Below are 26,385 nucleotides of genomic sequence, written 5' to 3'. Positions count from 1 at the left end.
GTGCGAACAGGTAGTAAATCTATGTTACAGCTCACTCATATTGAAAAGACTTACACTTCCGGTGAGGTTCAACTTAGGGCCCTAAAAGATGTGAATCTGGATATTCGAGCAGGCACTATGGTAGCTCTGTGCGGACCATCGGGGTCTGGTAAAAGTACCTTGTTAAATATTTGCGGGCTACTGGATCATGATTACAGCGGAGAAGTCTGCTTTGCCGGCGAGGTGCTGAGAAAAAGCCATCGGCAGTCAATGAAGATCCGTCGTACCCAGCTGGGTTTTGTATTCCAAAAGTTTAATTTGGTTCCGGTAATGACAGCCTTTGAGAATGTAGCCTTTCCACTTCTTTTGAATGGAATGAAAGAAGGTGAAGTAAGGCGGCGTGTAATGGGCATGTTGGATCATGTCGGGCTGTCCCAGTTTTCCAACTACAGGCCAGATCGACTTTCAGGTGGACAACAGCAGAGAGTAGCAATCGCTCGAGCACTGGTGCATCAGCCCAAACTGGTAATTGCTGATGAACCTACGGCCAGCTTGGATAGTGTTACCGCACAACAAATTATTGAGTTAATGAAAAATTTGGGAGTGGAGCAAAAAACAGCTTTTATTGTTGCCAGTCATGATGATCGAATGACTCGTCATTGCGATAGAGTTGTTGAGTTGAAAGATGGTGTAATTCTGCAGGAGAGTGCTTTATGCGTCGCTTAAAAGTCGCGGTTTTAAATTTATTGCGCAATCGTCGCAGAAGCTTTCTTGCTGTTGCCATTATCTCCATTGTGGTAACGGCCTTGATGACCTCCGGAGGTTTTGGCCTATTTACATATCAATCCCTTAAAGAGAGCGCGGCGCGCAGTGAGGGGCATTTGGTGCTAACACAGCCGGGATATTTCTCTTCTGATGAGGACTTTCCTCTTCAGCTTGGTTTAGATAATGCCAATAAATTACGTAGGGACTTGTTGGTTGAGGAAAATGTGAAGGCCGTGCAGCCTAGAGTTTATCTGCAAGGGTTAATTTCCAATGGTGATAAGTCTTCTATTTTTTTAGGTCAGGGGATATTGCCAAGTGAATTTCGGGTGAAGGGGCCTTTTCTAAATGTCACTGAGGGCAGTATTTTATCAAACCGTGAAGATATCAGTGATCCTGAGATTATGCTGGGTAAAGATCTCGCAAGAAATCTTAATGTAAGGCCTGGGGATTATATTACTTTAATGTCCTCTACAGTTCATGGGGCTCTCAATGCAATGGATTTTAAGGTTAGGGGAGTTTTCGGGACTGGTGTTCCAGATATGGATAAGCGTCAAGTATATATTTCTGTTCAGGCTGCGCAGTTCCTTTTAGATAGTGACAGGGTCTCAACCATGGCAATCTATGGCTACAGCCTTGATAAGACATCGAGCTTGCAGGAAAGGCTGCGTGAGTTAGTTCCAGAGCTGGAAATTACAACTTGGGAGGATCGTGCCTTTTTCTATCAGGGAGTGAAGAGTCTTTATGATCGAATTTTTGGGTTGATGGGAATCATTATGGCACTGGTTATCTTTGTCTCGCTTTTCAATACGCTGGCAATGTCGGTAACAGAGAGAACACGGGAAATAGGTACCTTGTCCGCATTGGGTGCATCCAAAGTGGAATTGATAACAGGGTTTATATTGGAGGCTTTAGTACTTGCTGTAGTGGGGTCTTTAGCAGGTGTTATTTTGGCTGGTCTGATAAGCGCTGGATTGATGATGTTTGACATTACTATGCCGCCACCTCCGGGAAAAACAACGGGATATCCTTTGACTGTTTATTTCTCTATTAACTTGGCTTGGATGATTTCGGTTGCAATAGCTGCGATATGTGTTTTTTCATCCTTCCTTGCGGCACGGAAAGGTGTCAATAAACCGATTACTGAGGCATTGGTCCATGTATAAATTAAGATTAGGCAGAGTTAGCTTGGCGATTGGTTTGTTGCTGATGTTCTCTCCCTTTGTTTCAGCTGGGACTGAGGAGAAGGAAAGTCATTTTTCCGCTGTACAGGTAGAAAGCATGTTGGCCAAAGCCGATTCCTATCGTCTTGGAGAGTCATCTTCAAAAGTTGTCACCAACATCCAGGTTTTTAAACAGGGAGAGTTAGAAAGCGAAGATCGCTACCATGTTTATACTCGCCCTGAGAGAAAATCATTGGTGGTATTTAAAGGTATTGGTGAAGAAGGGCAAAAAATGCTGATGCTGCAGGATAACTACTGGCTATTGATGCCCCGCAGCCGCCGCCCTATCCGCATTACACCGATGCAAAGATTGCTGGGGGAGGCTTCAATTGGTGATATCGCCACTTTGACTTGGAGCCAGGACTATCGGGGGCAGTTCGAGGCAAGTGAAATTCTAAAGGGTAAATTGACCCACAAACTTCAGCTGGAGGCAAAAACCAAAGGAGCCAGCTATCAAAAGATAACATTGTGGCTTGATAGTGAGAGTCTCTTCCCAATCCAAGCGGAGCTTTACTTGAAATCTGGAAAGTTGGCTAAGGTTGCGCATTTTGTATCGGGGATAAAGGATGAAGAGCTATTTGTGGAGGAGATGGTTTTAGTTGATAGCATCAAGGCTACCACTGAAACCAGAGTTCACTACGAAAGTAGCACTGCGCATCAGTTAGCGGAAAAATTCTTCAATCCGGCATACTTGAGTCGACAGTCAAAAATGGATCTGTGAGAGTGGATCTGAGCGGGTAACTTCCTCTGCCAGTATCAATTCCGATACTGGCAGAGGTGCGGAAAATTAGGCTGCCTCAGTTGATGCTATTTGAATTTTCCGCTCTTCGAAAAAAGCTCTATCAAGCTCTTCTGCCTCCCTGAGACGTTTTATTTTATCAAAGAACAATTGGGCTTCAGGAAAAGCCAATTTCAAGTAAGCGAGCCATTGCTTAATACGATTGCCCAGATACTTGGAAGGGTAAACTTCTCGGGTGGTTTGATAGTAACCCCAAAGAATTTCAATAATCTCTTGCCAGCCCATTGCTGTATAGCTCTCACCTGAGCAGTAGGCTTTTATCTGCTTGCCCAAATCTGGCCTGGCTAGCAGGCTGCGACCAAACATAAATGCTTCGCATCCGGTTACTTCACGGCAGCGTTGAAATTCCTCAAGTGTCCAGATATCCCCGTTGGCAATGACTGGGATTTCCAGTGTTTGGCGAATTTCACCGATGTATTCCCAGTAGGCTGGGGGTTTATAGCCATCGACTTTGGAGCGAGCGTGTACTGCCAATTCATTTGCGCCGCCAGCTGCTGCGGCCTGGGCGTTATCCATATAGCTAGAGCGATCATTAAAGCCCAGCCGGATTTTTGCGGTGACCGGGATGTTTACAGGGACAGCGCGGCGAACCGCTCCTACAATAGCTTCCACTCTGTGAGGGCTTTGCAATAGGCAGGCGCCACCGTCGCTGTTATTCACTGATTTTGCAGGGCAGCCGAAATTGAGATCAATTGCTGTAGCACCGAACTCAACTGCTTTTACTGCATTAATTGCCATTGCATTGGGGTTGCCGCCTAACAGCTGTAACCGTACTGGAATCCCGCTTGGGGTCTTTGCACCTTTGTCGACCTCTGGGCACAAGCGGGTGAATACTCTGCGAGGCAAGCGAGTATTAGTGACACGAACAAACTCTGTAACACAGATATCGACTCCTCCAATGGCGGAGAGCAGGGCACGCACGTGATGGTCGATTACCCCCTCCATTGGTGCCTGGTAAATCGTGGGTTCTGGGGTAGGTGTCTTGTCGGTCATAAGTCAGTTGAGAGGTAAATCATAAATCTAAAGGCGCATATTCTATCAGCAAGTTATTGTAATGGCGCAAAAACGATCATTCTTCAGTATATAAAAGTAGGAGAAATAAACTCAGCCTATTGATGTTTCGCACCAAAATTGGGCGTGGTAATTTAGACCCCTCCGTTGCCCCTGAAACCAATAAGTGTTTGATTTTAAAAGCAACTTGTATTGATAATAGAAAAATATCAGCATTTTGGAGCTAACGAATTTTTTCCTGTGTGCCCGCTCTTTTTGGGGGAGGACCAGGTGCAGCGGCGGTTGAAATTACCGGTCTAGGGAATAAGATTCCGATGTGCAGAAATTTGGGACGGCTGGGCTAAGTGAGATTTTCCCGGGCAAGTTTATTGGTTGTACGACATAAATTTGTTTAATTGTGAGCGAAGATTTTACATATGCACAAAATATCAATTGGGGTGTTTCAGCTGTCCTGAATAAATAGGTACGTAAATTCATAGTGTTACGGGGACAGATGAAACCGTCCGGAATGGCTGGTTTTATTGCCTGGTGCCAGGGGGAATAAACAGTGCAAGAAACACTTTTGCAACAGGGGCTAGATATCACCCTGTTTGGTATGGGAATTGTTTTTACTTTTCTGCTATTGCTGGTGATCGGTACCGGTATTATGTCGAGAATCATCTCCCGCTATTTTCCCGAAGCGGAGCCCGTATCCCACACGCCTTCCCCAACCGCAGGGAATGATAAGGCCCATTTACATGCGGTGATTAAAGCGGCGATCGAACAGCATCGCAAAAGACGCTAACCACCAATCGCTTCCAAACAATTTCCAATAATTTCTGCCGAGAGAGATAACCCATGACTGAGGTTAAAAAGCCATTGGGGATTACCGATGTAGTCCTGCGCGATGCCCACCAGTCACTGTTCGCTACCCGACTGCGACTGGACGATATGCTGCCGATTGCTGAGAAGCTCGATAAAGTTGGCTTCTGGTCTCTGGAGTCCTGGGGGGGGGCCACTTTCGACTCCTGCATTCGCTATCTCGGCGAAGATCCCTGGGAGCGTATTCGTGAATTGAAGAAAGCTATGCCGAATACGCCTCAACAGATGCTGTTCAGGGGACAGAATATTCTCGGCTACCGCCACTATGCGGATGACGTGGTTGAGAAGTTTGTAGAGCGCGCTGCAGTCAATGGGGTAGACGTATTCCGCGTGTTCGACGCGATGAACGATATGCGCAACCTGAAAACCGCACTGGCTGCGGTGAAGAAACAAGAGAAGCACGCTCAGGGCACCATCTCCTATACCGTGAGCCCAGTACACACCATGGACTTGTGGGTGGACCTGGGGCGCCAGATCGAGGATATGGGAGCGGATTCCATCGCGATCAAGGACATGGCCGGTCTGCTTCGCCCCTATGAGGGCTACGAGCTGGTGAAACGTTTGAAGGCCGCCGTGGACATCCCCATCCATATGCAGTGCCACGCTACTACCGGTTTATCTACTGCTACCGCTCTCAAGTGTATCGAGGCGGGTATCGACAACGTGGACACCGCGATCAGCTCTATGTCCATGACCTATGGTCACAGCCCAACCGAAGCGTTGGTGGCGATTTTGGAAGGCACTGAGCGGGACACCGGGCTGGATATTAATCTGCTGGAAGAAATTGCGGCTTACTTCCGTAACGTTCGCAAGAAATACGCGAAGTTTGAGGGCTCCTTGAAAGGCGTGGACTCCCGCATCCTGGTGGCCCAGGTGCCGGGTGGCATGCTCACCAATATGGAGAGCCAGCTGCGCGAACAGGGCGCCGGGGATCGCTTGGATGATGTGCTAGAGGAAATCCCGCGGGTGCGTGAAGACCTGGGCTTTATCCCGCTGGTTACCCCCACCTCCCAGATTGTGGGTACCCAGGCGGTGCTCAATGTCCTGACTGGAGAGCGTTACAAATCGATCTCTAAAGAGACAGCCGCCGTCTTGAAAGGCGAATACGGTGCGACACCTGCTGAAGTTAACCAGGAGCTGCAGGTCCGGGTACTGGATGGGGCGAATCCGGTTACCTGTCGTCCGGCAGACCTGTTGGCACCAGAGTTGGACAAGTTAACCCTGGAGCTTCAAGAGAAAGCGGGTGAACAAGATGCGGCCCTGACCGATGGTGAGGGGGAGATCGACGATGTGCTTACCTATGCACTCTTCCCGCAGATTGGCCTGAAGTTCCTGAAGAACCGTGGTAATCCAGAAGCTTTTGAGCCAGTACCTACCGGTAATGAAGGTGCTGCAGTCAAGAACGACAAAGGTGAAGAAGTTTACACCGTGACTGTAGAGGGACAGAGCTACACCGTCACTGTGGCCGATGGTGGCGACTTAACCAATATTGCCCCTGTGTCCGGTGGTACTCCCGCATCTGCAGCTAGTGCACCTTCCGTGCCTGCTACCGGAGGTGAGCCGGTTAATGCGCCTCTCGCTGGAAATATCTTCAAAGTAATGGTGAAGCCTGGGGATCAGGTGAGTGAAGGCCAGGCGGTGTTAGTACTGGAAGCGATGAAGATGGAAACTGTGGTGAGTGCCCCTCGTGCCGGTAACGTCGCCAGTGTGGCAGTAAAAGAAGGCGATTCAGTGGCGGTGGGTGATGCCCTGCTGTCTATTGCATAGCCAAAGGTAGGAGTCACACGTGGATAATCTGATTACTCTTTGGCATTCCTCCGGTGTCGCGCAGATGGCATCGGGCCAGTTCATTATGATTTTAGTGGGCCTGGGCCTGCTGTTTTTGGCCATTCGCAAAAACTTTGAGCCCCTGCTTTTGGTGCCTATCGGTTTCGGCGGAATCCTGGCCAATATTCCCGGTGCTGATTTGGCACTCTCAGCCGCAGAGACAGCCCTTACCCAGGGAGATGGAGCTGTTTTGACGCAAATGGCCCAGATCCTGGGTCTTGATAGTACTTCAGCTTTACCCGCGCTGAAGGAAGCTCTGGCCAGTGCGCCGGCAGCCGTGCAAGTACAAGCAGCTGAGTTTGCCCGGGATGCCGGTTTCAATAACGGTATGCTGTATAACTTCTATTCCGTAGCTATTGCCTCCGGCATTGCGCCGTTGGTGATTTTTATGGGCGTAGGGGCTATGACCGACTTTGGTCCGCTACTCGCCAATCCGCGCACCTTGTTCCTCGGTGCAGCGGCCCAGTTTGGGATCTTTGCCACGGTGCTCGGTGCTGTGGGTCTCTCGGTAGCGGGAATCATGGACTTCTCAATCGCCGATGCCGCTGCGATCGGTATTATCGGTGGAGCAGATGGTCCCACAGCTATCTATGTTTCCAGTCTATTGGCCCCGGACCTGTTGGGGGCTATTGCTGTAGCGGCATATTCGTATATGGCGCTGGTACCTATGATTCAGCCGCCGATAATGCGAGCCCTGACCACTGAGCAGGAACGCAAAATTGAAATGGTGCAATTGCGCCATGTGAGCAAGCGGGAAAAAATTGCCTTCCCGATGTTGCTGCTGATTTTAGTGGCCCTGTTCCTGCCAGCTGCTGCACCGCTGTTGGGTATGTTCTGCTTTGGTAACTTGATGCGTGAGTGCGGAGTCGTTTCCCGCTTGTCGGACACCGCTCAGAACGCGCTGATCAATATCACCACTATTTTCCTGGGACTTTCCGTTGGTTCGAAATTGGCGGCAGACAAATTCCTCGACCCTAAAACTCTGGGTATTTTGGCTTTGGGTATTGTGGCATTTGCGATCGGCACTGCGGCTGGCGTGTTGATGGCTAAGTTGATTAATGTATTCAGCAAGCACAAGATTAACCCATTGATTGGTTCTGCTGGTGTTTCTGCCGTACCTATGGCCGCGCGGGTGTCCAACAAAGTGGGACTCGAATCCAATCCTCACAACTTCCTGTTGATGCACGCAATGGGCCCCAACGTAGCCGGTGTTATCGGTTCTGCGGTGGCTGCGGGTGTGATGATCAGTATGGTGCGGAGCCTCACTGGCGGGTAACCAAAATCCATGGCTTTGGAAGAGAGGGCGAACAGTGTTCGCCCTTTTTTGTTGACCTAAAACAAATGCATTTTGTCCGCTTTTGCTGGTTAAAACAGATCCTTCTGATTTAAATAATGTGAAGAGGCAGTCATAGCTGGAGTAGGTATGTTTATCCGGTCAACAGAGCATCTCCATCGATAGAATTCATTTTGAGTTAAGGTTAGTTGCGCTATATTCCTCCCAAAATTTTTACTGGAATAAAAATTCATTAGGAAGTAACCCCAATGCGTAGTTTGCCATTCTTAATTGCCTTTGCTCTTTTCTCCACCAGTGCATTTGCACATGATAATCATCAAACTGCGGAAGAAGTCCGCCAGTTAAAAAAAGAGGTGGTTAAGCTCCGTAAAGAAGTACACTCTGATCACAAACAGGGTGCTGGAGCTGAAAATGTTCGTGACTTAGAAAAAGAAGTGGTTAAGTTGCGAAAAAATGTCCGTCGGCTTCAGGACCTGATTTTGGAGTTGCAGGCGAGTATTGAAGCTCAGTCTGAATTGGCACATCCAGTTCCGGTGGAGGAGCGCCCTAAGTGGGCTTGTTATATGTCAGATGTAAAAGCTGGCGGTATTCATTCTAAAGGTTTTAGTCGTATTGAGGCGAAGGGGAGATTACTTGAAATTTGCTCCCAACGTGGTGGCCTTTGCTTTGAGAGTGGAATTGAATGCTCCGATGAGTAGTAACTAATAGCCAGTTTAATATGGGGCGGCTACTCTTGGATGAGTTTGCGCCCCTGGCTACCCCTTACAAAGTAAGGACGATAACTAATAGGTGAGAGTACAGCTTTGCACCACTTGTTCATACTTAAGCTTCTTATCTAAGGTTGCCTATTTTACAGAAGTGAGTGTCTAGGATCTTATATAAAAAGTCACGCCCTTGCTGATGGAGCTTCTCTGAGGAACCGTAGGTTTTAAAGTATTCAGGAAATAGTTGGGCAATATCTTCATTGGACCACTCTAGGTGAAACTGCAAACCCATTATTCTTTCGCTGAATAAAAAGGCCTGATGAGGGCACAAGTCAGATTCTGCCAAGCAAATTGCTCCCTCCGGAATTTCAAAGAAATAGCTATGTGCCTGGAATACATTCTCTAAATTGAAATTCAGTGCTGTTGTAGACCTTATAGGTAGCCAGCCCATTTCCTCTTGAGGAAGTTGGCGGACCTCTGCTTCCAATGCATATGCAAGAATCTGTGCCCCAAGGCAGATGCCCAGTATTGGGATCGGAAGTTCAATGCAGTTTTTTACCCATGCAATCTCATTGGCAAGCCAGGGGAGCCTTTCGCGCTCGCAAACGTTCATCATCCCACCAAGGATAATAACTCCGCTAAAGCCGCTTTGAGGAAGTGGTGATTTCTGAGGGTTAATGATAGAAAGCGGTATTCGCTTCTCTGTAGCCCAGTCATAAATATACCCCGGGCCCTCAGTTTCCTCATGTTGGATAATCAGTATCGGTTTGGTCATTTACTGGAAATCCTGATTTTCAAAATACAGTTCTTCCTTATAGTGGATGCCGGCTTTAGTTAGGCTTTTTGGCCAGCTATCTTTCGAAAGCGGTTTTAAACTGCTGCTATGAATGTCGCTGGAAAAATTATGGTCGGTGCTGACCAGCAGTATTTGGTCGAAGCTGGGGGTGGATGCAATTTCATGCACAAGCAAAGTGGAATTTTCAAGAAGTATTAATTGGTAGTGCCCATTTTCTGTACGGGTAAGGGGACTGTCCATTAGTCGAGAGGTTACCCGGAAAGTAACAGCTTGAAGCGCAAGTTTTCCTCCTCGTTCAAAATGCCCTGTAAACAATTCGGCGTTAAAGGCATTGAGTTTTCCCTCGCGTAGTTCGCGTAAAGAAAATTTCTCTGGAAGCAATGTAACTAACTCGTTTAGCTTGAGGAGGTTTTGCACCGCCTCCTGGTCATCAGTCTCCAATTCCAAAATAACTTGATGACTGTGTTTTCCGCCATGTAGTGGCATGTGTGTGGCAATAATTTGCCCGCCGACGGTAAACAGGGCCATGCCATGAATTCCGACCGAATTGTCACTTTGTGCTAATGAAGATTGTGTGAAGCATACGCTTGAGCTGATTGTCAGCGCCAAAAAGAGAAGAATATTTTTCATCGGTTTTGTGTAGCTATGAACTTGGATGCAGGGGATTCTAAGAGTACTCTAGTGAATAATCGATTCAAAAATAGAGATATTTGATTCCACTATGGAAATAGAAGCACTTGAGAAGTTTCTAGTGATTGCTGCGACGGAGAACCTGCAGCGCTCCGCAGACAGGCTGGATACGAGCCCGGGTGGATTGAGTAAAACATTAAAGCGGCTGGAAGGAGAGCTGGGTACTCGCCTGTTTGATCGAGTTGGCAAGCAACTGAAAATCAATGACGCAGGCCGCAGACTGCAAAGTCGGGCGGTTGAGATGGTGGCGATTGCCAGAAGAATTCGCTCTGAAGTTGGCGAGCTAAAGGTAAATCAGGAGTGCCGAATTGCTGCTCCGACCATGCTGCAACTAGCCTGGGGTACATTTATCCACCGCAAATTTACTACTGAGGAAGCAGGGGGGCGGTTGTCATTCACATCGGCCTATGAAGCCTTGGCATTGAAGATGTTATCCAGGGGGGAGGTAGACCTGGCCCTGATAACCGGAGCGGTTTTGGGGCAGTTGTCATCCACAATGGATGCTCGGCCACTTGGCTCAGTATCAATGTGTATTGCTGCAGGGCCTGATCACTCTTTGATCGTGGAGCAGGGGGCTGAGGTGAAGGCTTCACTGTCAGATATCTTGCAATATCCATTTGCCGCACCGAGGATATCACCCTTCTGTGGTGAAGAGCGGGGGATAGGCAGCGATGGCTGGCCAGAAATTAATTATCCTCGCAAGGTGCAGGTCGTTGTAAATGATTATGGGGTTCTTTGCCAGCTAGTAAAAAATAATAGGCTGCTCGCTTTTCTGCCTGAGCCTCTGATAACTGAAATGGGTGGGGTAATCGTTAGGGTGGAGGATGGAGATATAAAATCTAGTGAAGAGCTCTTTGTAGTAGGAAGGAAAATGAATGCCTCCTGGCTAAGTAAATTTGCCGAGTGGGCTTAGTGTTTGGATTGGAGCCAGTTAAGCCAGCTTCCATAGAGGGTATTGCAGCAACTAAACTACCGAAATATTCGCTTGGTAACTGCCATATTTCCGCCTGGATGGCTTGCCCATCTCTTGATTCATCGCGAACCAGAGCGGGGCGCTCCTCCTCGGGGAGAACATAGAGTCGGTATTGGTGACTGGTTGTTGTTTTCTGATATAACTGTTCTCCCCGCTCAGTGAGTTGCCAGTTGAGAGGTTACTCTTTGAGATGTGCACCACAGACTACAATTTTTGCCAGAGCTAATGGCGAGAGCCGCTGTCTTGGTTGGACGTCTCTCCCGGGCGTTCTCCTGTAGCAGCCAATGGGAGATTACAGGCCTGGTGTAAACTATTAGAAAAACTTAGCAGGGACATATCGCAATGTTTCTGGCTAAACAAAGTGACTCCCCAGCTAATTCCGGAACTAAGAAAGCCAACGGGCACTGCGGTCGCAGAATAGTCCAATAAATTCATAAAATTTGTGTAGGTTCCGAGAATAGAATTTCTTTGAATGGGTTGCTCGGATATTTGCTGGCGGGTGTAAGCAGTCGGTATAGTGGGAATAATGATAAAATCGACATTCTCCAGTGTTTTATCACAGGTTCTCTTTAGTGCTTGTAAGCGGTATTGTCCCAAGAAAGCATCAGCTGCAGTTTTTGTTTCCGCGGAGTTAATAACCTTCCGGATTACCTCAAGCATGGATTTCGGTTTTACACCTTGAGTTGCAATCCAGCGCTCGGCTACCCAGGGACCTTCGTATAGTAGCTTTGCCGCTTCTATAAAAGGATTAAAGTCTACAGTTACAGCCCGTCCGCCCAGCACTTTTAATTTTTTGATAGATTGATTAAAGAGTGCCTGGGTTTCTTTGTTCCCTTGAAAATCAAGTTGCTCAGGTATACCAAAAGAAAAACTGATCTTATTGTTAGGGAAGCTTTTCTGGAAATACCGCAGCCTATTTGAAGATGGGGTGGTACGGCTATAGATGTCGGCTGAATCAAACTTCGCCGTAATATCAAGTAGCTTGGCGGCATCTTGACAATTTAGGGCGAATATTGATATGCAGTCGAGACTTTTACAGGCGGGGACAACCCCTGTAGTGCTCAGCAGTCCCCGAGTGGGCTTGTGGCCTATTAAATTATTGAGTGCCGCAGGTACCCGACCAGAACCAGCAGTATCTGTTCCCAAAGCAAAACTGACTTGCCCAAGTGCTGTGGCAATAGCTGATCCCGCACTGCTCCCGCCAGAAATATACTCCTGGTTAAAAGAGTTTTTACCTTCTCCGTAAGGGGAGCGAACACCTACTAGACCGGTGGCGAATTGATCGAGATTGGTTTTGCCGAGCGGCACGGCTCCTGCTTCAATCAATAGCTTTACAACAAATGCGCTTTCGCGAGGGATATAGCTAAAGTCTGGGCAGGCTGCTGTTGTAGGTACTCCAGCAAGATCAATATTATCCTTGATAGCAAAGGGCACTCCGTATAATGGCAGATCGCTGGGCCTTATTCGGTCCAATGCTTCTAGATAGGGCTCTAGCTCTTCTCGCGTTAATAGGGTTATCCAGGCGTTATAATTGGCTTGCTGCAGTGCTTGCTTTAATAGACTGGCAATGAGTTCACGCGGTGTTGTAATACCTTGGGAGTAGGTGTTTCTTAGATGGTCTAGCGTTAAATCGTGGGCCATAAAAGGGTTCCGAGAATAACTTCAGCTAGGGAGCCTCTGAATAACTCCGTGATACCTCTGGCATGCAGAGCGGTTCACAGTCAAGGCGCGGCTTCGCAGGAATGTCTAGACCTTTCAAGAAGTCGCAACGCGGAGTGTGAATCGCTCTGCAAGCCCCGAAGGGCGGGCCTTGAAGGCCACAGCTGCTGCGTTGCAGCTCTTGCAAAGGGCTACGGCCATTCGCGGCGAGCTGCGCCTAACATCTGCAGCCTTCAAGACCCGCAGAGGCATTACGGAGTTATTCAGAGGCTCCCTAGATACCGAACTGTTATTTATTTCGATGTTTGTATTACTAAGATTATATTTTTTCAAGAATTTTTATCTCAATGTAAACCGCATAATATTAGATTTAGCAAATACATAATTAGTTTGATGTCCTCTCCGGTGGACAGGGTGTCCCTGCTGCAATCCAACCTTTCATTGCTTCAATGAACTTATCGTGGGGGATATTTACCGGTTGGCGGCTGTCACCGGGGTGCCATCCCCACAATACCAGTGGGCTGGTACTGACAAACTCCAGTTGACTGGTTGGTGCTCGCCCGCCGTTGTCCTGGGGAGTAGTTAACAGCTTGCAGATTTGAGCGGAGGATTTTTGTGACCAGTTCAACTCAATGGGTGCCATAACCCACCCTGGAGCTCCAGGCGCACCGGTAACAGGGTTGTTTTTATTTGAATGGCAGTTATTGCAACGCATGGTACCTGCCCCCATATTATCTGGACCGCGCTCCACTCTTGGAACATGGGGAGACCCTTCATTTATAAGTGGCATCTCCAACTGGTGGCAATTTAGGCAGCGGGGGTGCAGAAGGACCTCTACGATAGTTTCCCAGTCCTGGTGCCCTGGAGTGCTGCTGGCCTCCTCTTGCTGGGATGTACCTCGATGTTGATCGCAACCGGTTAACGTGAGGAGTGTTATGGCACATAAAGCCAATAGGGGGCGAAAGAGAGCTGTGTCTGGCCGCATTTTCATTCGGCTTGCCTTTAAGTTCGATTTTCACTTTCAAACATAATTGGGCCTGAGGACTAGTGATAGTTTCGAGATTGATTGCCGCGTCAAAAGATAGACCTGGCGGGTTCAGTTCTATTGGGTTGTGACCAGCGATTCATATTTGGGGATTAAGGCGCCGTAGTACGTGGTATGATAGGCGCGTTTTACTTGTTTGATTCTTATATAGCGGGCGCGACTTTTAGCGTCTAGGAGAGTGTATGTCCTGGTTAGGGGCGGGGTTAGGTGCAGGCTTTGGTTTTATGTTTGGCGGCCCAATTGGTGCGGCATTGGGAGCCTGGATCGGCAGTTCATTTGGTTCCAGTTTGCAGCAGCGCTTCGGGAAGGCTGCTTCGGCCCTGAGCAGGGATGGAGCCCAGACAATCTTCATTGTGACTCTATTTTCGATGCTGGCAAAAATGGCTAAGGCAGATGGCCTGGTTTCTAAAGCTGAAGTGGAGTTTATAGAGGGCTTTATTAGAAATAACCTCCGTCTGGGCACTGAGGAGCGCAAGCATGCAATCCGTATTTTTGAAAATGCCAAGACTGATAAGTACAGCATTTACGATTACGCAAAACAGTATCGCCAGCTGGTTCGCGATCAAGCAATGCGGGAAATGGTGTATCGCCTATTATTTGCTGTTGCTTATGCCGATGGTGAATTACACAGCGCAGAAGAAGAAATTTTAAAACGCATCACTATTGATCTTGGGTTGCATGAATCTTTATTTGCGGCAATGCAAAATGAGTTTTTGCACGGGGGGAGGAGTACGGCTGCAAATCTGGAGCAGCATTACGCAGTGCTGGGTTGTACCCCGGAGACTAGCGATAAAGAGCTTAAATTAGCTTATCGCCGAAAAGCAGCAGAGTACCATCCCGATAAAATTGCTTCCAAGGGGTTGCCTGAAGAGTTTATGCGTCATGCTGATGATCAGATGAAAAGTATTACTGTTGCCTATGAAGCGATTGTGGAGGCGAGAAAGCAACAGGCTAAGGTTGTCAGCTAGGTTCAGGAAAGTAGCCTTGCTGTATTGCAAATAAAGGAGTTGATAGATGAGTCTTGCTGAGACAATTAAACATAAACTGACTGCGGAATTTTCCCCTCAGCATATTGAAGTGCAATGCGAAAGTCATATGCACAATGTGCCTGTTGGCTCTGAAATGCACTTTCGGGTCGTTTTGGTGAGTGAGGCGTTCAATTCAGCAAGGAAAGTGCAGCGCCATCAAAAAGTCTATGCGGCTTTGTCTGAAGAAATGGCTGGCCCAATACATGCTCTGGCTTTGCACACCTACAGCCCGGAAGAGTGGGAGGGACAGGCCCCCCAGAGTCCTGAATGCCAGGGTGGTGGAAAAAAGTCGTAATTCAGCGCTTTATTTAAAACAACTCAGACAGGTTCCAGTTCTGGAGCCTGTCGCGTTTTTCATTTAAACAGCCATTCAAAAATTTTCAGTTTCTTTTTGCGTCACGAAAGCCCTCATAAGCTTTTGCTGGTTGTAAGAATCAGTGGTGAAATGGCGTTAATTTTTTGTTTATAAATTTAGATCTCTTCATACCCCTCTTGCTCTGGCGGCCGCTAGAATTCCAAGAGGCGCCTATCCATTTTAAAAATCATACTTTGTTCGGGAAAATTAAACGCCAAAAAGCGGTTTAAGTGCCAGAAAACAATAAATACTTTTTTACACGCCAACATTTGTTTGTTTTTTCTACACCTGTTACTTCGTGCGACTAGACTGACCATTGATTGGGCTGATTGCTGTTTGATCTGCTGAATATCAATGGAGTTACCACAAATGAAGATGACGCGTATTCTGATCCCCGTTATGACGCCCCTAGCCTTAGCAATCTCTAGTGTCGCTTCGGCAGGACCGGCTGGCTATGCCCCTCCCCCACCAAAGACCCAGGAGTTTAAGGTTCGAATTGGTGGGGCCTATATCTCGCCCAATTCGGATAATGTCACGTTTGCGGACAGGTTCTTCGAGGGGCCGGATGATTTTATTGACGATTGGGGTGCATTCCGCTCCAACGTTGATCCCAGTGATGAGTGGGGCTGGTTTATCAATGTAGAGTGGCGGGCCACCGACCATATGAGTGTATCCCTGAGTTACACTGAGGGTGACCGCCATACAGGAGGAGATAACCGGCCCTGGCTACGTCGTTTTAACCCTGACTTTGATGAATTCCATCGTCGACGTGATTTTGCTAGGTGGAAGCCTCAAATCACGGCTGCTTATCTGAATTATTATCCGTTAGACCCTAGCTGCATGGTTCAGCCTTATATGGGAGTGGGTATTAACTATACCGACTTTACCGATGAGCGCCTGAGGAATTGGGGTTGGTGGGTTTTTGATGATGATGTTGAAGTGTTCCGGCCTTGGGATGGTCGTGTAAACCTGGGTGACAACTGGGGTTACACCTGGCAAATTGGTGTCGACTTTAACTTCGGTCACGATAGTAGCTGGCTGATTAATCTCGCGGCTATTTACTATGATGTAGATACCGATATTGAGGCAGACGTATTCTGGTTCGATACCGATAATGACAATGAGTTCTATCGCCATAGATTCGGTGGTGATTATCTCTTTGACCCCTGGTCATTCAATATTGGTGTAGGCTACAAGTTTGATTTCCACTGGTAATCAGTCATGCAGCCAAAAAAGGGCGCTTCGGCGTCCTTTTTTATTTAACGGTCATCTGATATTAAGGGGAAGGCGTTTAACCTTTCTTGGATGCTGCAGTTGCCAATCCTTGATTACAAGTTGTGCTTATATTGATCGCAATTGTATTCTTTAAATTTCTCTCTCAATTTTTTTATCTTGTCTTTCCATTTCTCCATCTGCTCTCCCGATCCGCCATCTTTTCTCTCTTCGCGGAAGTGCTCAATTTTTTGTTGCCACTTTTTACATTTCTTAAAGGATGCATCCTCCTGTGCATGTGCTGGGTTGGCAGAGAGAAGTACAGCAATTAGTGCGACAGTGAGGCCTGTTATTTTCATTGTTTTTCTCGTTTGTTGGTACGCAGATGATCCCATCTTCCAAATATAAAGTAAATAACTTGAAGTCTGGAGGTGTTATCTGTGTGGTAAGTGTTCTCTTAATGGTGCTTGATTGTTCTTGGTGCGATTACTTGTGTTGCTTACATTTTGGGTTTGGTGGATGAGGGTCTGATTTTGGTCACTTTCGAAGTGTGTTTCTTCTTTTTATTTTTTTGGGGATTTTTTAAAAAATAATGCTCGATTGGTTCTCATTCTTTTATGGAGGTTTAATGTTGTTGTTGACTCTGTTTTTTGTGAATTGATAATCCCGCGTAAGAGGCTCCTTGATTGTTGAGTAATTTGGAGCTCGTTTATTTGACCAATAAATAAAACTAAAGATGAATTTATTTTTTAAGAAGTATTTAAAATTATTGTTGTCTGTAAATACGCGTATCCTGGCTGTTTTTGCGGTGCTTCTGCTTTGGGGGTGTGGCGGTGGAGGGAGCAGTGGCAGCTCTGGAGGTGACGATAGCTCTGGTTCCAGTGGGGGGCAGGTGTCTACAGATTTGGAGTCTCCCTCTAACTTAGTAGCCGTCACGACTTCGGCTTCCACTATCCGTATCTCCTGGGAGCCAAATGAGAGTGGTGATGTTTCCTATTTAATATATCGCGATGGTGAAGAGATAGCGGAGACGCAGGCTGAGCGGTTCGAAGATAGTGGTTTGTCCAGCGGTACAAAATATAGCTACAGCGCTGCCGTGAAAGTCAGTGACGGTAGCTACAGTGAGCCGTCAAATGAGGATATTGCAAGGACACTGGATAGCGATCGAGACGATGACTGGTATAACGGCACCTCCGTCGATACAACCTTTGCAGAAGTAAATACAACAATTGCACGTCTCGATGAATGTACGGCGGGTGAGCGAGTTAGCGATGTATGGGATATAGCTACAGAAAACCTCAATGAGTGTCTTAGGGCTGCCGCAGAGGTTATAAGCCTGGGAGATCGAGTAGGCGCATTAAGAGCTTATGTGGCGCGGCTGCGCAGAGAGGAAGATCCCGCACTTATTGAGTTGGGAATGCGCTTATTTCACAGTAAATCCCTGAGTTTAAATAACGATTCTTCGTGCTCATCTTGTCACCACCCCACACTGGGTTGTGGCAGTGATGGTTTGTCGTTACCGATTGGTGTAAATACGGTAAATCCTGACTTATTGGGGCCCGGTAGAAGCGATGGTAATCTGATGCCGCTATTACCGCGTAACTCGCCCCCCACCTGTAATTCTGCTATTTGGTCGGATAGCCTTTTTTGGGATAGGAGAGTCAGTTTCAGAACAGGTATTAACAACATTGAGGATAAAGCTACTTATTTAGCCAATCAGGTCAGAACTGATGATGGAGATGTCTCTGATGACGTAAATAGTTTTTCTGAAGAGATAGCCAGTAATTCCCTGACACTGTTGATGGCCCAGGCCCACTTTCCTGTAGTTACAGCAGAGGAAATGGGTGAGCGGGGAAGCTTTGCCAGTGATAGCGATTATCGCGAGAACATTGCGTCTGGTTTGAGTGATGAGTGGGATTCACTTTTCGAAGACGCTTTTGGGGATAGCGAAAAAACTTTCCTGCGGGTGTCTGAAGCCTTGGCTGCCTACCAGGCTTCCCAGCTATTTATTGATAACCCTTTCTTTGACTTCCTTGATGGCAATGATGATGCCATGACTGAGATGCAGAAACGTGGTGGAATCCTGTTTTACACCAACACTGCTTGTGCACAATGCCATGATGGGCCATTTTTTACTTTGGAAACGTCCAGGGGGTTTCGCTATCCACAAATTGGAGTCGGTACCAATGAAGATGGTAGCGATTTGGAAAGATATAGGGTGCCGTCGCTTCTCAATGTTTCCATTTCCGGTCCATGGGGGCACGCGGGACAGTTTGGCAGCTTAGAGCGAAATATCTCTCATTACTTCAATACTGTGGATTCCATCCAAAGTTATTTTGGTGTTGATGATACTGGCACACCCTTGACCGATACTGTTGCAGATTTGTGTGAGCTGGAGCAATTCGAGTATTTGGGCAGTGGTTGTGTTGATATTGTCGCACCCAATGGTTATCAGCTTACCATGGACTTGGTTGGTGATAGCCCGGCAAATCGTGGCGAGTCCGATGACGAAATCGAAATTTTGGCTGAGTTCCTCCGGGCTTTGACTGATCCCAGTGCGTTACCTGGGACTCCAGAAATCGATGTATTGATTCCGCCGAGAGATGGAGGTCCGGATGGCCGTCAGCTGGATGCGGTAGATCAGGAGGGGAACTCTTTATAGTAAGAAAAAAGTGCCCGACAAAATCGGGCACTTTTTTTGAAGGGGAAACCTGAGGGGCTGCCACCCCAGTGCTTACTGATTTGAGGGGAAACTGAACTGAATACCTTCCCTAACCCCGCTGGCAGGCCAGCGCTGGGTGATGGTTTTGCGTTTGGTGTAGAAACGCACTGAATCGGGTCCATATGCGTGAAGGTCACCAAACAATGAACGCTTCCAACCACCGAAACTGTGGTGTGCTACCGGTACCGGCAGAGGTACGTTGATACCAACCATTCCAACTTTAATATTGTCGCTGAAATAGCGTGCGGCCTCACCGTCGCGAGTAAATAGACAGGTGCCGTTACCGTATTCATGAGCATCGATAATATCCATGGCCTCTTGCATGGTTTCGACACGCATCACACAGAGTACCGGGCCAAATATCTCCCCACTATGAATCGACATTTCCGGAGTGACTTGATCGAACAGACAGGCGCCCAGGTAATTACCATTTTCAAAACCGGAAACGGTTTGGTTGCGCCCATCTACAGCCAACTCGGCACCCTCTTCGATACCAGCGGCAATATAACTCTCCACTTTTTGTAAGTGTTGCCGGGTTACCAGTGGCCCCATATCGCTTTGGCTGTCCATACCATCGCCGATTTTCAGATCAGCAATTTGTACTTTGAGCTTCTCAACAAGGGCATCGGCGGTTTCATTACCTACCGCTACAGCGACAGAGATGGCCATACAGCGTTCACCACAGGAACCATAGGCTGCGCCCATTAGAGCAGCGGCAGCGTTGTCCAGGTCGGCATCGGGCATGATGATCGCATGGTTCTTGGCACCACCAAACGCTTGCACTCTTTTTCCATGGGCGGTGCCTGTGGTGTAGACATACTCTGCGATCGGAGTCGATCCCACAAAGCTCACCGCTTGGACACGTTTATCGGTGAGGAGTGTATCGACGGCCTCTTTACCGCCGTTAACTACATTTAGTACCCCTGTAGGGATGCCGGCTTCTATACCCAGCTCCGCGATAAACAGTGCAGAGGAGGGGGTGCGTTCGGAGGGTTTTAGTACAAAGGTATTGCCGCAGGCAATTGCCATGGGCCACATCCACAGGGGGACCATAGCGGGGAAGTTAAAGGGGGTTATGCCGGCACAAACACCCAGCGGTTGGAATTCGCTCCAGGAGTCTATTGCCGGCCCGACATTTTTACTGTGTTCGCCCTTTAGCATTTCCGGAGTAGAGCAAACGTACTCGATATTCTCGATGCCTCGCTGTAATTCCCCCATCGCATCGTCGAGGACTTTGCCGTGTTCCAGGGTAATCAGCTCACAAATCTTTGTAGCGTTTTCCTGTAGCAGGTCTCGCAGGCGGTACATAATCCGTACTCGCTTGGCCGTCGGAAGGTTTCGCCAAGCGGGGAAGGCTGCTTCAGCTGCACTAATGGCCTCTTCAACCGTCACTTTAGAGGCTAGCGAAACCTGGGCGATCACTTCGTTGGTGGAGGGGTTGGTGACCTCTTGGAGTTCGGAGTTACCTGCGGCACCGGTGTCATTAACCATGTTGCCATTAATCAGGTGGCCGATTACTTTCATAGTTCTCTCTCAGTCGGGTTTATCAATTATTGTTCTACTGCTTTGCCCCTTTGTAACACAGCTCTGTGTTTTGGGGAAAAGCTCCCGACTGTTCGGAGTTATTCGTGTTTGGGAAAATCCCTGAGAACCGCCAAAAATGCATCGCCGAAGCGTTCGAGCTTACTGTCTCCAACGCCGGAGACCGCTAATAGCTCGCTGCGTGTTTGTGGGTGGGCTTGTACCATGCCGCGCAGGGTCGCATCGTGGAAGACGACATAAGGCGGCACGCCGCGCTCTTCTGCCAACTGTTTGCGACAGTTGCGCAGGGCTTCCCAAAGCACTTGGTTTTCTGGGCTGAGATCATCCAGGCTGCGACTGTCACGGCTCTGCGAGCGCGCTGCTTTCGGGGGAAGCTTGCGCAGGTTGAGAGTCTCTTCCCGTCGCAGCAGCGGGCGACAAATTTCAGTGAGCCTCAGCCCCTGGAATTCTCCCTCGACCTCCAGATAGCCGCGAACAATCAGCTGCCGCACGACTGCCCGCCATTCGGCCGCGCTCAGGTCTTTGCCGATGCCATGAGTGGAGAGCTGGTCGTGCTCGAATTTGCGGACTTTCTCGTTCTCGGAGCCGCGTAGTACATCGATCACGTGGCTGGCGCCAAAGCGCTGTCCGGTGCGATAGACACAGGAGAGTAGTTTTACCGCTGCCTCACTGGCATCCCAGGTGGCAGGTGGCTCCAGGCAGGTGTCACAGTTGCCGCAGGGGTTGTCCAGTGGTTCCGCAAAATAGTCCAGCAGGGCCTGGCGGCGGCAGCTGGTGATTTCACACAGCCCGAGCATGGCATTCAGACGGCTGCGTTCCTGGCGCTTGTGCTCTTCGCTGCCCTCTGAGGACTCCACCATCTGGCCGATCTTTACCACATCCTCGAGACCGTAGAGGAGTAAAGCAACTGAGGCCCCACCATCGCGGCCCGCACGGCCCGTTTCCTGATAGTAGGCTTCGATGCTTTTGGGTAGGTCCAGGTGAACAACGAAACGCACATCCGGCTTATCAATCCCCATGCCAAATGCAATGGTGGCGACAACAATGACACCCTCTTCACGCAGGAAGCGGCGCTGGTGCTCGGCGCGGGTCTCGGCGGGTAGCCCGGCGTGATAGGGCAGGGCAGTGAAGCCCTGCTGGCTCAACCACTCCGCAGTGTTCTCCACTTTGGCTCGGGACAGACAGTAAATAACCCCTGCGTTGTCCTGGTGTCCATTCTGTAAGAATTGCAGCAGTTGGCGGCGCTGGTTGTCCTTGGGCTCAATGCGGTACTGGATATTGGGGCGGTCGAAGCTGCTGACAAAGTGGCGGGCCTCTTCCAAGTCCAAGCGGCGAGCAATTTCTGCACGGGTGCGCTTGTCTGCTGTCGCTGTCAGGGCAATACGGGGTACCCGGGGGAATTGCTCGTGCAGGCAGTTGAGTTGCAGATAGTCGGCGCGAAAGTCGTGCCCCCATTGGGAAACACAGTGGGCTTCATCAATGGCAAACAGCGACAGTTCTACCCGTTGCAGTAATGACAGGGTTCGTGGCTGTAGCAACCGCTCCGGGGCTAAATAGAGGAGATCCAGCTCACCGTGTAATAGCTGGCTTTCGATTGCCTGGATTTCGTCGTAGGCCACTGATGAATTCAAGTAAGCGGCGCGGATGCCGGCTTCCTGAAGAGCTTCTACCTGGTCCTGCATCAGGGCAATCAGGGGGGAGATTACAACTCCACACCCGGGGCGCGCCAGGGCGGGAATCTGGTAGCACAGGGATTTACCACCGCCGGTGGGCATTAATACCAGGGCATCATTGCCGGCTACCAGTGTGTCGATAACTGCTTTTTGAGGATCGCGGAAATCGGTATAGCCAAAAACGTGTTCGAGAATATGTTGTGGGGAATTCATGGGCGGGGAGTATACCTTGTGGCTCGATCGCGCGTGGTATGTTTATTGATGAGTATGCCGCTGAAATTGAATGAAATTGACGGCTTTACGCCTGTGACATATTTCGCGGGTTATAATCCTACGCCATCACAGCGGCAAGCTAAGGATAGGGCTATGCGCACATTGATTTTGTCAACTGTGTTGTCGTTGACGGTTCCAGCCGGACTTCTGGGGTGCGCCTCGACCTCCCCACATAATCTGGTTCAATCTGTTGTTGCTGACACTCACCTGGGGTGGCAGACAGCACCGGAAAACCAACTGGCATTTTCCCTGGCGACCGCATCGGGTGTTGCCCAGGTTGAGCTACAGCCTTTGCCGGAAGAGTTCACAGTGGTCACTCTCGAGTTACCCGGCATGCAAAAAGTTGAAAATATTCAGTGGGAAAATGAAGAAGGGAAATTCACCACGCTGTATGACGGCGAGGCGAGTTTGGAAGGCGTCAGCCTACAGAGCCGGGGGCACGGCTATCGCTTGCAGTTGCAGTTGTCTGCGATGGACTATCTCCGGGATGGGGGGGTGCTGACCGTTACGGATCAGCGTTAGAAATTCTACTGGTACGCTCAAAGCCCAGTCCTGCAGGGCGAATCAAATAGAGCTGTTTCCAGTACTTTCCAGTTACCCAGAGCCCATTTTTGGCTTTGTCCCAGGCGATCCCATTGGCCACGGTGTCAGGGTGATTTCTGCCGGCCGGATTGAGAGCGCTGAGATCGATAATGCCGCGCACCTGGCCACTCTCCGGATCGATGGCAATAATCTGTTTTTCTTGCCATATATTTGCCCAAATCAGGCCCTGGGCAAATTCCAATTCATTGAGTCTGGACCAATTTTTACCTCCGCCTTGAACTTTGAGGTGTCGCACTACCTCAAAAGTATCGGGATCGCGGAAAACCAGTTCGCCACTGCCATTACTCATAATCAGCTGCTGGCCATTACTGGTGAGGCCCCAGCCTTCGCCTCGATAGTGCATGACCTTCAAATGTTGGAGCTTGTCTGCGTGGTAGACATGGACCTCTCCCGCCTTGTAGGTCAGCAGGTAAAGTTTATCGTTGAGAACTGTGAGCCCTTCGGCGAAACGATTCCTAGCCAGCCATTTGCGTCTTACTGGATTGGCGCCAGGATCGGTATACTCGGCGAGCCAGGAGCGGCGGTAGCGACCACTGCTCTCCCACCAGCGTTGACCATCGTAGAAAAGCCCCTGGGTGAAATGGTCCCCTCCACGCTGGCGCTCTTCCAGGATGGAAAAAGGGATTGTTTGGAGTTGTGTCTCTGCAGCTGCACTTTGCAGCCACGGGGCGTAAAGCAATAACAGTATCCAGCTGTTCACGAGAAGTCGGTTCATCAATAGCCTATGACCAGAATTAAAACTTTTATCACTTTGACGCTGCTGGGTGGACTCGCAGTGGTGCTGCCTATAGCTATCTTTGTCCTGCTGTTTCAGTGGCTGTTCGGTCAAGTTAGTGATCTTGTCGCTCCCGCTGTGGTGTGGCTTGAGGCGCATACAGAATTTAAGAATACCCTTGCCAGGCTCGTGGTGATAGCCCTGATTCTCGGTGGTTGTTTCGCGATTGGTTTGTTGGTGAAAACCAGTGTTGGCAGCTGGTTGCACCGCCATGTGGATCACTGGTTGGGACGCCTGGCGCCGGGTTACAGCACCATCAAAGATGTGGTGATCCAGTTTATTGGTGGCGGTGGTGAAGGTGTGCTGGCGGGGCCGGTAGCCAAGGTCCGCATTCACGGCATTGATAATCCGCTCACCGTCACCGCAATTGTCACTTCTCAACACCCCAATGGAGATATGACCGTCTATGTGCCCACAGCGCCGGTACCCACCTCCGGGTTTGTGTTTCACGTACCGGCAGAGTGCGTAGAAATACTGCCCGGCGTGAGTGTTGAGGCGGCGATGAAGACGATCGTCGCCTGTGGTTCCGGCAGTGCCAACTTGCTGTCTTCAGAGAAGAAGGAGACTGGAGTCCCCTCTACTTGATATCTCGGTTTCTACCCAGATCGCGAATGGCAAAGCGAGCCGGGTGCAGTGCTTTGGCCAGGGTTGCGCTGACCGGAAGGGGCTCGTTGAGCATCCAGGCAGTCAGTACCTCGGCTGTTAGTGGTGCGTAGGTAAAGCCACGGGAACCCAAGCCTCCCATTACATAGAGGCCTTGCTGGTAGTCAGCCCGCTCGGGAACGTACTGCTTGCGATTCTTGCGCAGTGCGACATAGGTATCGTTGATAGAGTCCCAGTTGGGTAAGGGGCCGGCTAAGGGTAGGTAGTCGGGGGTCGCTGCGCGCAAAGCCGCTCGGCCAGTGAGAGACTGTTGTGAGAACTCATCTGCTATTTGCGGCAGTAGCTCTGCCAGGGTTTGTAGATTCTCGCTGTGCTCGCTAACTCGTAGGTCAGTAGCGGTCTCCTTAAGCTTAAAGGTGGCACCAAAGCTCTGACGCCCTTGATAGGCAGGAGTGATATAACCCTCACCGCACAAAGCCATTTGTAACTGCGAAGAATTCTCAGTGGCCGTTGCTCTGGACACCTGCCCGCAAATTGGCTTCAGGGGGAGGGCCGCCGCAGGGGCAAATTGGCGAATATCATTGGCGCCGCACAGAACTACCGTATCAAATTGAAAGTCACTGCGGTCTGTTCTTACTGACCAACCGCTCGATTCTCGCCCTAACCCTTTTACCAAGCTGTTGCTGTGCAGGTTGATATTTGGGTGCTGTAATAAAGTGGCGCAGACTTTGCGCGGTTCAATCCACCCGGCGTGAGGAAAGTGCAGTCCACCCACGGGTAGGTCGACGCCTGCCAGAGAGCTGGCCGCTCGAGCATCGACAGGTTCAGCCAATAGCTGCCCATCGCTCTCCGCCAGTGTGGCGGCAACCTGACTCTGTAATTGCTGTTCCCGCTCAGTTTGCGCCAATTGAAGCAGACCGCTGAAGTGGCTCACTTTAGAGCAGCGGCTGCGATAGTAGCGTTGGGCAAACATCAAAGCGTGGAGATTGAAGTCTCCGTTGGGGCCGGGCTTGGGAGATAACTTGGCGTATAGAATTCCCTGGTCATTCCCAGAGCCACCAGAGCCGGGTTCCTCACCCTGTTCAAATACCTGAACATCGATGCCGCGCTCTGCCAGTGCCCGGGCAATAGTGGCACTGGCTATTCCCGCGCCGACAATAGCGACGGTTTTAGGGGGCTTGCTTTCCTGGTGAGGCAGGTGCCACGGAGTTTCTCTGGTTTCGCTCACTTGTGGGCTCTCCAGAGTGCCACACAGCATCTCTCTTTTGCGCCCGAAGCCGGGAACCTTGCGCAGGGAAAAACCGGCATCGCGGAGTCCGCGCTTAACCAGCCCGGCACAGGTAAAGGTGGCGAAAGTGGCGCTGGGACTGCTCAGAGCGGCCATGTTGTTAAACAGCTCTGATGTCCACATATCCGGGTTCTTGGCTGGGGCAAAACCATCCAGGAACCAAGCGTCTACCTGGTGATCGCTGTCCCTTTGCAGGCGCAAGCTGTTCAGGGCCTCACTTGCCTCCCCGATAATTAGGGTCAGGCTGACTGGGCCAAAGTGCAGCCGGTGAATGCCGGCGGCCAGCAGGGGAGGGTAGCTATCAATCAAAGGCTGGGCGAACGGGGCCAGTTGTGGCCAGAGATCCAGTGCCCTGCGCAGGTCGTTGGGACGCAGTGGGAACTTCTCGACCGAAATAAAGTGCAAGCGAGCACTTTCCGGGGCCGTTTTCTGCCAAAGCTCTGCGGCGGCGAGAAAGTTCAGGCCGGTGCCGAAGCCTGTCTCGGCAATGGTAAAGGTGCCGTTCTCTGCGAGCTGTTGCCAGCGTTCAGCCAGGGCATTTTGCTGCAGGAAAACGTAGCGGGTTTCCTCCAGGCCGGAGGCGCTGGAAAAATAGATATCGTCGTAGGCGCGAGACAGCGGTTGGCCGTCTTCACGCCATTCAATTTCTGCGTACTTCTTGTCCGGTTCGCTCACAATAAGACTTCCG

General features: G+C 49.7%; 24 protein-coding genes and 1 pseudogene. 14 read left to right on the top strand and 11 right to left on the bottom strand.

What is annotated here, in order from left to right; all coding sequences use genetic code 11:
* The first annotated feature begins 21 nt into the window (after positions 1 to 21).
* The 3 genes from ACYX4J_RS14335 to ACYX4J_RS14325 are packed head-to-tail and all read left to right on the top strand — an operon-like array spanning position 22 to position 2,685.
* On the top strand, positions 22 to 705 hold the full coding sequence (locus ACYX4J_RS14335) for an ABC transporter ATP-binding protein (protein ID WP_444896590.1): 684 nt from the start codon (positions 22 to 24) through the stop codon (positions 703 to 705).
* A complete protein-coding gene (locus tag ACYX4J_RS14330; RefSeq protein WP_444932680.1) occupies positions 693 to 1,907 on the top strand; it encodes an ABC transporter permease in 1,215 nt (404 codons plus the stop codon). The genes ACYX4J_RS14335 and ACYX4J_RS14330 overlap by 13 nt, the downstream gene beginning before the upstream one ends.
* Positions 1,900 to 2,685, top strand: a complete 786-nt coding sequence (locus ACYX4J_RS14325) for an outer membrane lipoprotein-sorting protein (RefSeq protein WP_476176883.1) — start codon at positions 1,900 to 1,902, stop codon at positions 2,683 to 2,685. Before ACYX4J_RS14330 ends, ACYX4J_RS14325 begins: the two co-directional genes overlap by 8 nt.
* A 66-nt stretch (positions 2,686 to 2,751) precedes the next feature.
* Here the strand turns inward: ACYX4J_RS14325 and ACYX4J_RS14320 are convergent, their stop codons facing one another.
* Positions 2,752 to 3,756 (bottom strand): tRNA dihydrouridine synthase, encoded by a 1,005-nt coding sequence (locus ACYX4J_RS14320; RefSeq protein WP_475708377.1) that lies wholly within the window; start codon positions 3,754 to 3,756, stop codon positions 2,752 to 2,754.
* Positions 3,757 to 4,321: 565 nt separating this feature from the next.
* On the opposite strand from ACYX4J_RS14320, the gene ACYX4J_RS14315 reads away from it, so the two are divergent.
* The 4 genes from ACYX4J_RS14315 to ACYX4J_RS14300 all read left to right on the top strand — a co-directional run bounded on the left by ACYX4J_RS14315 (position 4,322) and on the right by ACYX4J_RS14300 (position 8,454).
* A complete protein-coding gene (locus ACYX4J_RS14315) occupies positions 4,322 to 4,558 on the top strand; it encodes an OadG family protein (RefSeq protein WP_444935452.1) in 237 nt (78 codons plus the stop codon).
* Between the two features lie 53 nt (positions 4,559 to 4,611).
* A complete protein-coding gene (gene oadA, locus ACYX4J_RS14310) occupies positions 4,612 to 6,402 on the top strand; it encodes a sodium-extruding oxaloacetate decarboxylase subunit alpha (protein ID WP_476176882.1) in 1,791 nt (596 codons plus the stop codon).
* Positions 6,403 to 6,421: 19 nt separating this feature from the next.
* Positions 6,422 to 7,738: a sodium ion-translocating decarboxylase subunit beta gene (locus ACYX4J_RS14305; RefSeq protein ID WP_444916603.1), complete on the top strand. Its 1,317-nt coding sequence runs from the start codon at positions 6,422 to 6,424 to the stop codon at positions 7,736 to 7,738.
* 266 nt (positions 7,739 to 8,004) lie between these two features.
* Positions 8,005 to 8,454 (top strand): hypothetical protein, encoded by a 450-nt coding sequence (locus ACYX4J_RS14300; protein WP_476176881.1) that lies wholly within the window; start codon positions 8,005 to 8,007, stop codon positions 8,452 to 8,454.
* A 133-nt stretch (positions 8,455 to 8,587) separates the two neighbouring features.
* Here the strand turns inward: ACYX4J_RS14300 and ACYX4J_RS14295 are convergent, their stop codons facing one another.
* Positions 8,588 to 9,235 (bottom strand): type 1 glutamine amidotransferase, encoded by a 648-nt coding sequence (locus tag ACYX4J_RS14295; RefSeq protein WP_476176880.1) that lies wholly within the window; start codon positions 9,233 to 9,235, stop codon positions 8,588 to 8,590.
* Positions 9,236 to 9,886, bottom strand: coding sequence for a GAT domain-containing protein (locus ACYX4J_RS14290; protein WP_476176879.1), 651 nt, complete (start codon positions 9,884 to 9,886; stop codon positions 9,236 to 9,238). It abuts the gene before it with no gap.
* Positions 9,887 to 9,977: 91 nt separating this feature from the next.
* Between ACYX4J_RS14290 and ACYX4J_RS14285 the strand changes: the two genes are divergently transcribed.
* Positions 9,978 to 10,859, top strand: coding sequence for a LysR family transcriptional regulator (locus ACYX4J_RS14285; protein WP_476176878.1), 882 nt, complete (start codon positions 9,978 to 9,980; stop codon positions 10,857 to 10,859).
* Here ACYX4J_RS14285 and ACYX4J_RS14280 read toward each other — a convergent pair.
* From ACYX4J_RS14280 to ACYX4J_RS14270, 3 genes and pseudogenes are all read right to left on the bottom strand, one after another.
* A pseudogene (locus ACYX4J_RS14280) lies at positions 10,786 to 11,037 on the bottom strand (allophanate hydrolase-related protein); the annotation flags it as partial. The gene ACYX4J_RS14285 and the pseudogene ACYX4J_RS14280 sit on opposite strands and share 74 nt — an antisense overlap.
* Positions 11,038 to 11,141: 104 nt before the next feature.
* A complete protein-coding gene (gene atzF, locus ACYX4J_RS14275; RefSeq protein WP_444932689.1) occupies positions 11,142 to 12,560 on the bottom strand; it encodes an allophanate hydrolase in 1,419 nt (472 codons plus the stop codon).
* A gap of 403 nt (positions 12,561 to 12,963) precedes the next feature.
* Positions 12,964 to 13,569, bottom strand: coding sequence for a hypothetical protein (locus tag ACYX4J_RS14270; protein WP_476176877.1), 606 nt, complete (start codon positions 13,567 to 13,569; stop codon positions 12,964 to 12,966).
* A gap of 236 nt (positions 13,570 to 13,805) precedes the next feature.
* On the opposite strand from ACYX4J_RS14270, the gene djlA reads away from it, so the two are divergent.
* The 3 genes from djlA to ACYX4J_RS14255 all read left to right on the top strand — a co-directional run bounded on the left by djlA (position 13,806) and on the right by ACYX4J_RS14255 (position 16,221).
* Positions 13,806 to 14,591: a co-chaperone DjlA gene (djlA, locus tag ACYX4J_RS14265; RefSeq protein ID WP_476176876.1), complete on the top strand. Its 786-nt coding sequence runs from the start codon at positions 13,806 to 13,808 to the stop codon at positions 14,589 to 14,591.
* Between the two features lie 46 nt (positions 14,592 to 14,637).
* The gene (locus tag ACYX4J_RS14260) at positions 14,638 to 14,946 is read left to right on the top strand and encodes a BolA family protein (protein ID WP_444905860.1); all 309 of its coding nucleotides are present in this window, start codon (positions 14,638 to 14,640) and stop codon (positions 14,944 to 14,946) included.
* Between the two features lie 429 nt (positions 14,947 to 15,375).
* Positions 15,376 to 16,221, top strand: coding sequence for an OmpW/AlkL family protein (locus tag ACYX4J_RS14255; RefSeq protein WP_444932691.1), 846 nt, complete (start codon positions 15,376 to 15,378; stop codon positions 16,219 to 16,221).
* A gap of 113 nt (positions 16,222 to 16,334) precedes the next feature.
* Here the strand turns inward: ACYX4J_RS14255 and ACYX4J_RS14250 are convergent, their stop codons facing one another.
* On the bottom strand, positions 16,335 to 16,577 hold the full coding sequence (locus ACYX4J_RS14250) for a hypothetical protein (RefSeq protein WP_444932692.1): 243 nt from the start codon (positions 16,575 to 16,577) through the stop codon (positions 16,335 to 16,337).
* 377 nt (positions 16,578 to 16,954) lie between these two features.
* Between ACYX4J_RS14250 and ACYX4J_RS14245 the strand changes: the two genes are divergently transcribed.
* A complete protein-coding gene (locus ACYX4J_RS14245; protein ID WP_444932693.1) occupies positions 16,955 to 18,880 on the top strand; it encodes a cytochrome-c peroxidase in 1,926 nt (641 codons plus the stop codon).
* A 72-nt stretch (positions 18,881 to 18,952) separates the two neighbouring features.
* Here the strand turns inward: ACYX4J_RS14245 and ACYX4J_RS14240 are convergent, their stop codons facing one another.
* Together ACYX4J_RS14240 and recQ are read right to left on the bottom strand one after the other, a co-directional pair.
* Positions 18,953 to 20,464: a CoA-acylating methylmalonate-semialdehyde dehydrogenase gene (locus ACYX4J_RS14240; protein WP_444932694.1), complete on the bottom strand. Its 1,512-nt coding sequence runs from the start codon at positions 20,462 to 20,464 to the stop codon at positions 18,953 to 18,955.
* A gap of 98 nt (positions 20,465 to 20,562) precedes the next feature.
* Positions 20,563 to 22,368 carry a DNA helicase RecQ gene (recQ, locus tag ACYX4J_RS14235; protein WP_476176875.1) on the bottom strand — a complete coding sequence of 602 codons (1,806 nt, stop codon included), beginning with the start codon at positions 22,366 to 22,368 and terminating at the stop codon, positions 20,563 to 20,565.
* 153 nt (positions 22,369 to 22,521) lie between these two features.
* On the opposite strand from recQ, the gene ACYX4J_RS14230 reads away from it, so the two are divergent.
* A complete protein-coding gene (locus tag ACYX4J_RS14230) occupies positions 22,522 to 22,950 on the top strand; it encodes a hypothetical protein (RefSeq protein ID WP_157953964.1) in 429 nt (142 codons plus the stop codon).
* Here ACYX4J_RS14230 and ACYX4J_RS14225 read toward each other — a convergent pair.
* A complete protein-coding gene (locus ACYX4J_RS14225) occupies positions 22,934 to 23,746 on the bottom strand; it encodes a glutaminyl-peptide cyclotransferase (RefSeq protein WP_476176874.1) in 813 nt (270 codons plus the stop codon). The two genes, ACYX4J_RS14230 and ACYX4J_RS14225, sit on opposite strands and share 17 nt — an antisense overlap.
* 9 nt (positions 23,747 to 23,755) lie before the next feature.
* Here ACYX4J_RS14225 and ACYX4J_RS14220 point away from each other — a divergent pair, with 9 nt between their 5' ends.
* A complete protein-coding gene (locus ACYX4J_RS14220; RefSeq protein WP_108732551.1) occupies positions 23,756 to 24,391 on the top strand; it encodes a DUF502 domain-containing protein in 636 nt (211 codons plus the stop codon).
* Here the strand turns inward: ACYX4J_RS14220 and mnmC are convergent.
* Positions 24,384 to 26,372, bottom strand: coding sequence for a bifunctional tRNA (5-methylaminomethyl-2-thiouridine)(34)-methyltransferase MnmC2/FAD-dependent 5-carboxymethylaminomethyl-2-thiouridine(34) oxidoreductase MnmC1 (gene mnmC, locus ACYX4J_RS14215; protein WP_476176873.1), 1,989 nt, complete (start codon positions 26,370 to 26,372; stop codon positions 24,384 to 24,386). The genes ACYX4J_RS14220 and mnmC overlap by 8 nt on opposite strands.
* Between the last annotated feature and the right edge of the window lie 13 nt (positions 26,373 to 26,385).

The sequence above is a fragment of the Microbulbifer sp. ABM4_008 genome (genome assembly GCF_056311705.1).
Note: the sequence above shows the minus strand (reverse complement) of the source record. Positions and strands in the feature narration are given on the sequence as shown.

What these genes read in the sequence shown, in the direction of transcription:
- ACYX4J_RS14325 (WP_476176883.1), top strand. Translation starts at nt 1,900, where the DNA reads ATGTATAAATTAAGATTAGGCAGAGTTAGCTTGGCGATTGGTTTGTTG.
- ACYX4J_RS14240 (WP_444932694.1), bottom strand. Translation starts at nt 20,464, where the DNA reads ATGAAAGTAATCGGCCACCTGATTAATGGCAACATGGTTAATGACACC.
- ACYX4J_RS14295 (WP_476176880.1), bottom strand. Translation starts at nt 9,235, where the DNA reads ATGACCAAACCGATACTGATTATCCAACATGAGGAAACTGAGGGCCCG.
- oadA (WP_476176882.1), top strand. Translation starts at nt 4,612, where the DNA reads ATGACTGAGGTTAAAAAGCCATTGGGGATTACCGATGTAGTCCTGCGC.
- recQ (WP_476176875.1), bottom strand. Translation starts at nt 22,368, where the DNA reads ATGAATTCCCCACAACATATTCTCGAACACGTTTTTGGCTATACCGAT.
- ACYX4J_RS14225 (WP_476176874.1), bottom strand. Translation starts at nt 23,746, where the DNA reads ATGAACCGACTTCTCGTGAACAGCTGGATACTGTTATTGCTTTACGCC.
- ACYX4J_RS14250 (WP_444932692.1), bottom strand. Translation starts at nt 16,577, where the DNA reads ATGAAAATAACAGGCCTCACTGTCGCACTAATTGCTGTACTTCTCTCT.
- ACYX4J_RS14255 (WP_444932691.1), top strand. Translation starts at nt 15,376, where the DNA reads ATGAAGATGACGCGTATTCTGATCCCCGTTATGACGCCCCTAGCCTTA.
- ACYX4J_RS14285 (WP_476176878.1), top strand. Translation starts at nt 9,978, where the DNA reads ATGGAAATAGAAGCACTTGAGAAGTTTCTAGTGATTGCTGCGACGGAG.
- ACYX4J_RS14230 (WP_157953964.1), top strand. Translation starts at nt 22,522, where the DNA reads ATGCGCACATTGATTTTGTCAACTGTGTTGTCGTTGACGGTTCCAGCC.
- ACYX4J_RS14245 (WP_444932693.1), top strand. Translation starts at nt 16,955, where the DNA reads ATGAATTTATTTTTTAAGAAGTATTTAAAATTATTGTTGTCTGTAAAT.
- ACYX4J_RS14330 (WP_444932680.1), top strand. Translation starts at nt 693, where the DNA reads ATGCGTCGCTTAAAAGTCGCGGTTTTAAATTTATTGCGCAATCGTCGC.
- djlA (WP_476176876.1), top strand. Translation starts at nt 13,806, where the DNA reads ATGTCCTGGTTAGGGGCGGGGTTAGGTGCAGGCTTTGGTTTTATGTTT.
- ACYX4J_RS14290 (WP_476176879.1), bottom strand. Translation starts at nt 9,886, where the DNA reads ATGAAAAATATTCTTCTCTTTTTGGCGCTGACAATCAGCTCAAGCGTA.
- ACYX4J_RS14220 (WP_108732551.1), top strand. Translation starts at nt 23,756, where the DNA reads ATGACCAGAATTAAAACTTTTATCACTTTGACGCTGCTGGGTGGACTC.
- ACYX4J_RS14260 (WP_444905860.1), top strand. Translation starts at nt 14,638, where the DNA reads ATGAGTCTTGCTGAGACAATTAAACATAAACTGACTGCGGAATTTTCC.
- ACYX4J_RS14300 (WP_476176881.1), top strand. Translation starts at nt 8,005, where the DNA reads ATGCGTAGTTTGCCATTCTTAATTGCCTTTGCTCTTTTCTCCACCAGT.
- ACYX4J_RS14270 (WP_476176877.1), bottom strand. Translation starts at nt 13,569, where the DNA reads ATGAAAATGCGGCCAGACACAGCTCTCTTTCGCCCCCTATTGGCTTTA.
- ACYX4J_RS14320 (WP_475708377.1), bottom strand. Translation starts at nt 3,756, where the DNA reads ATGACCGACAAGACACCTACCCCAGAACCCACGATTTACCAGGCACCA.
- atzF (WP_444932689.1), bottom strand. Translation starts at nt 12,560, where the DNA reads ATGGCCCACGATTTAACGCTAGACCATCTAAGAAACACCTACTCCCAA.
- ACYX4J_RS14335 (WP_444896590.1), top strand. Translation starts at nt 22, where the DNA reads ATGTTACAGCTCACTCATATTGAAAAGACTTACACTTCCGGTGAGGTT.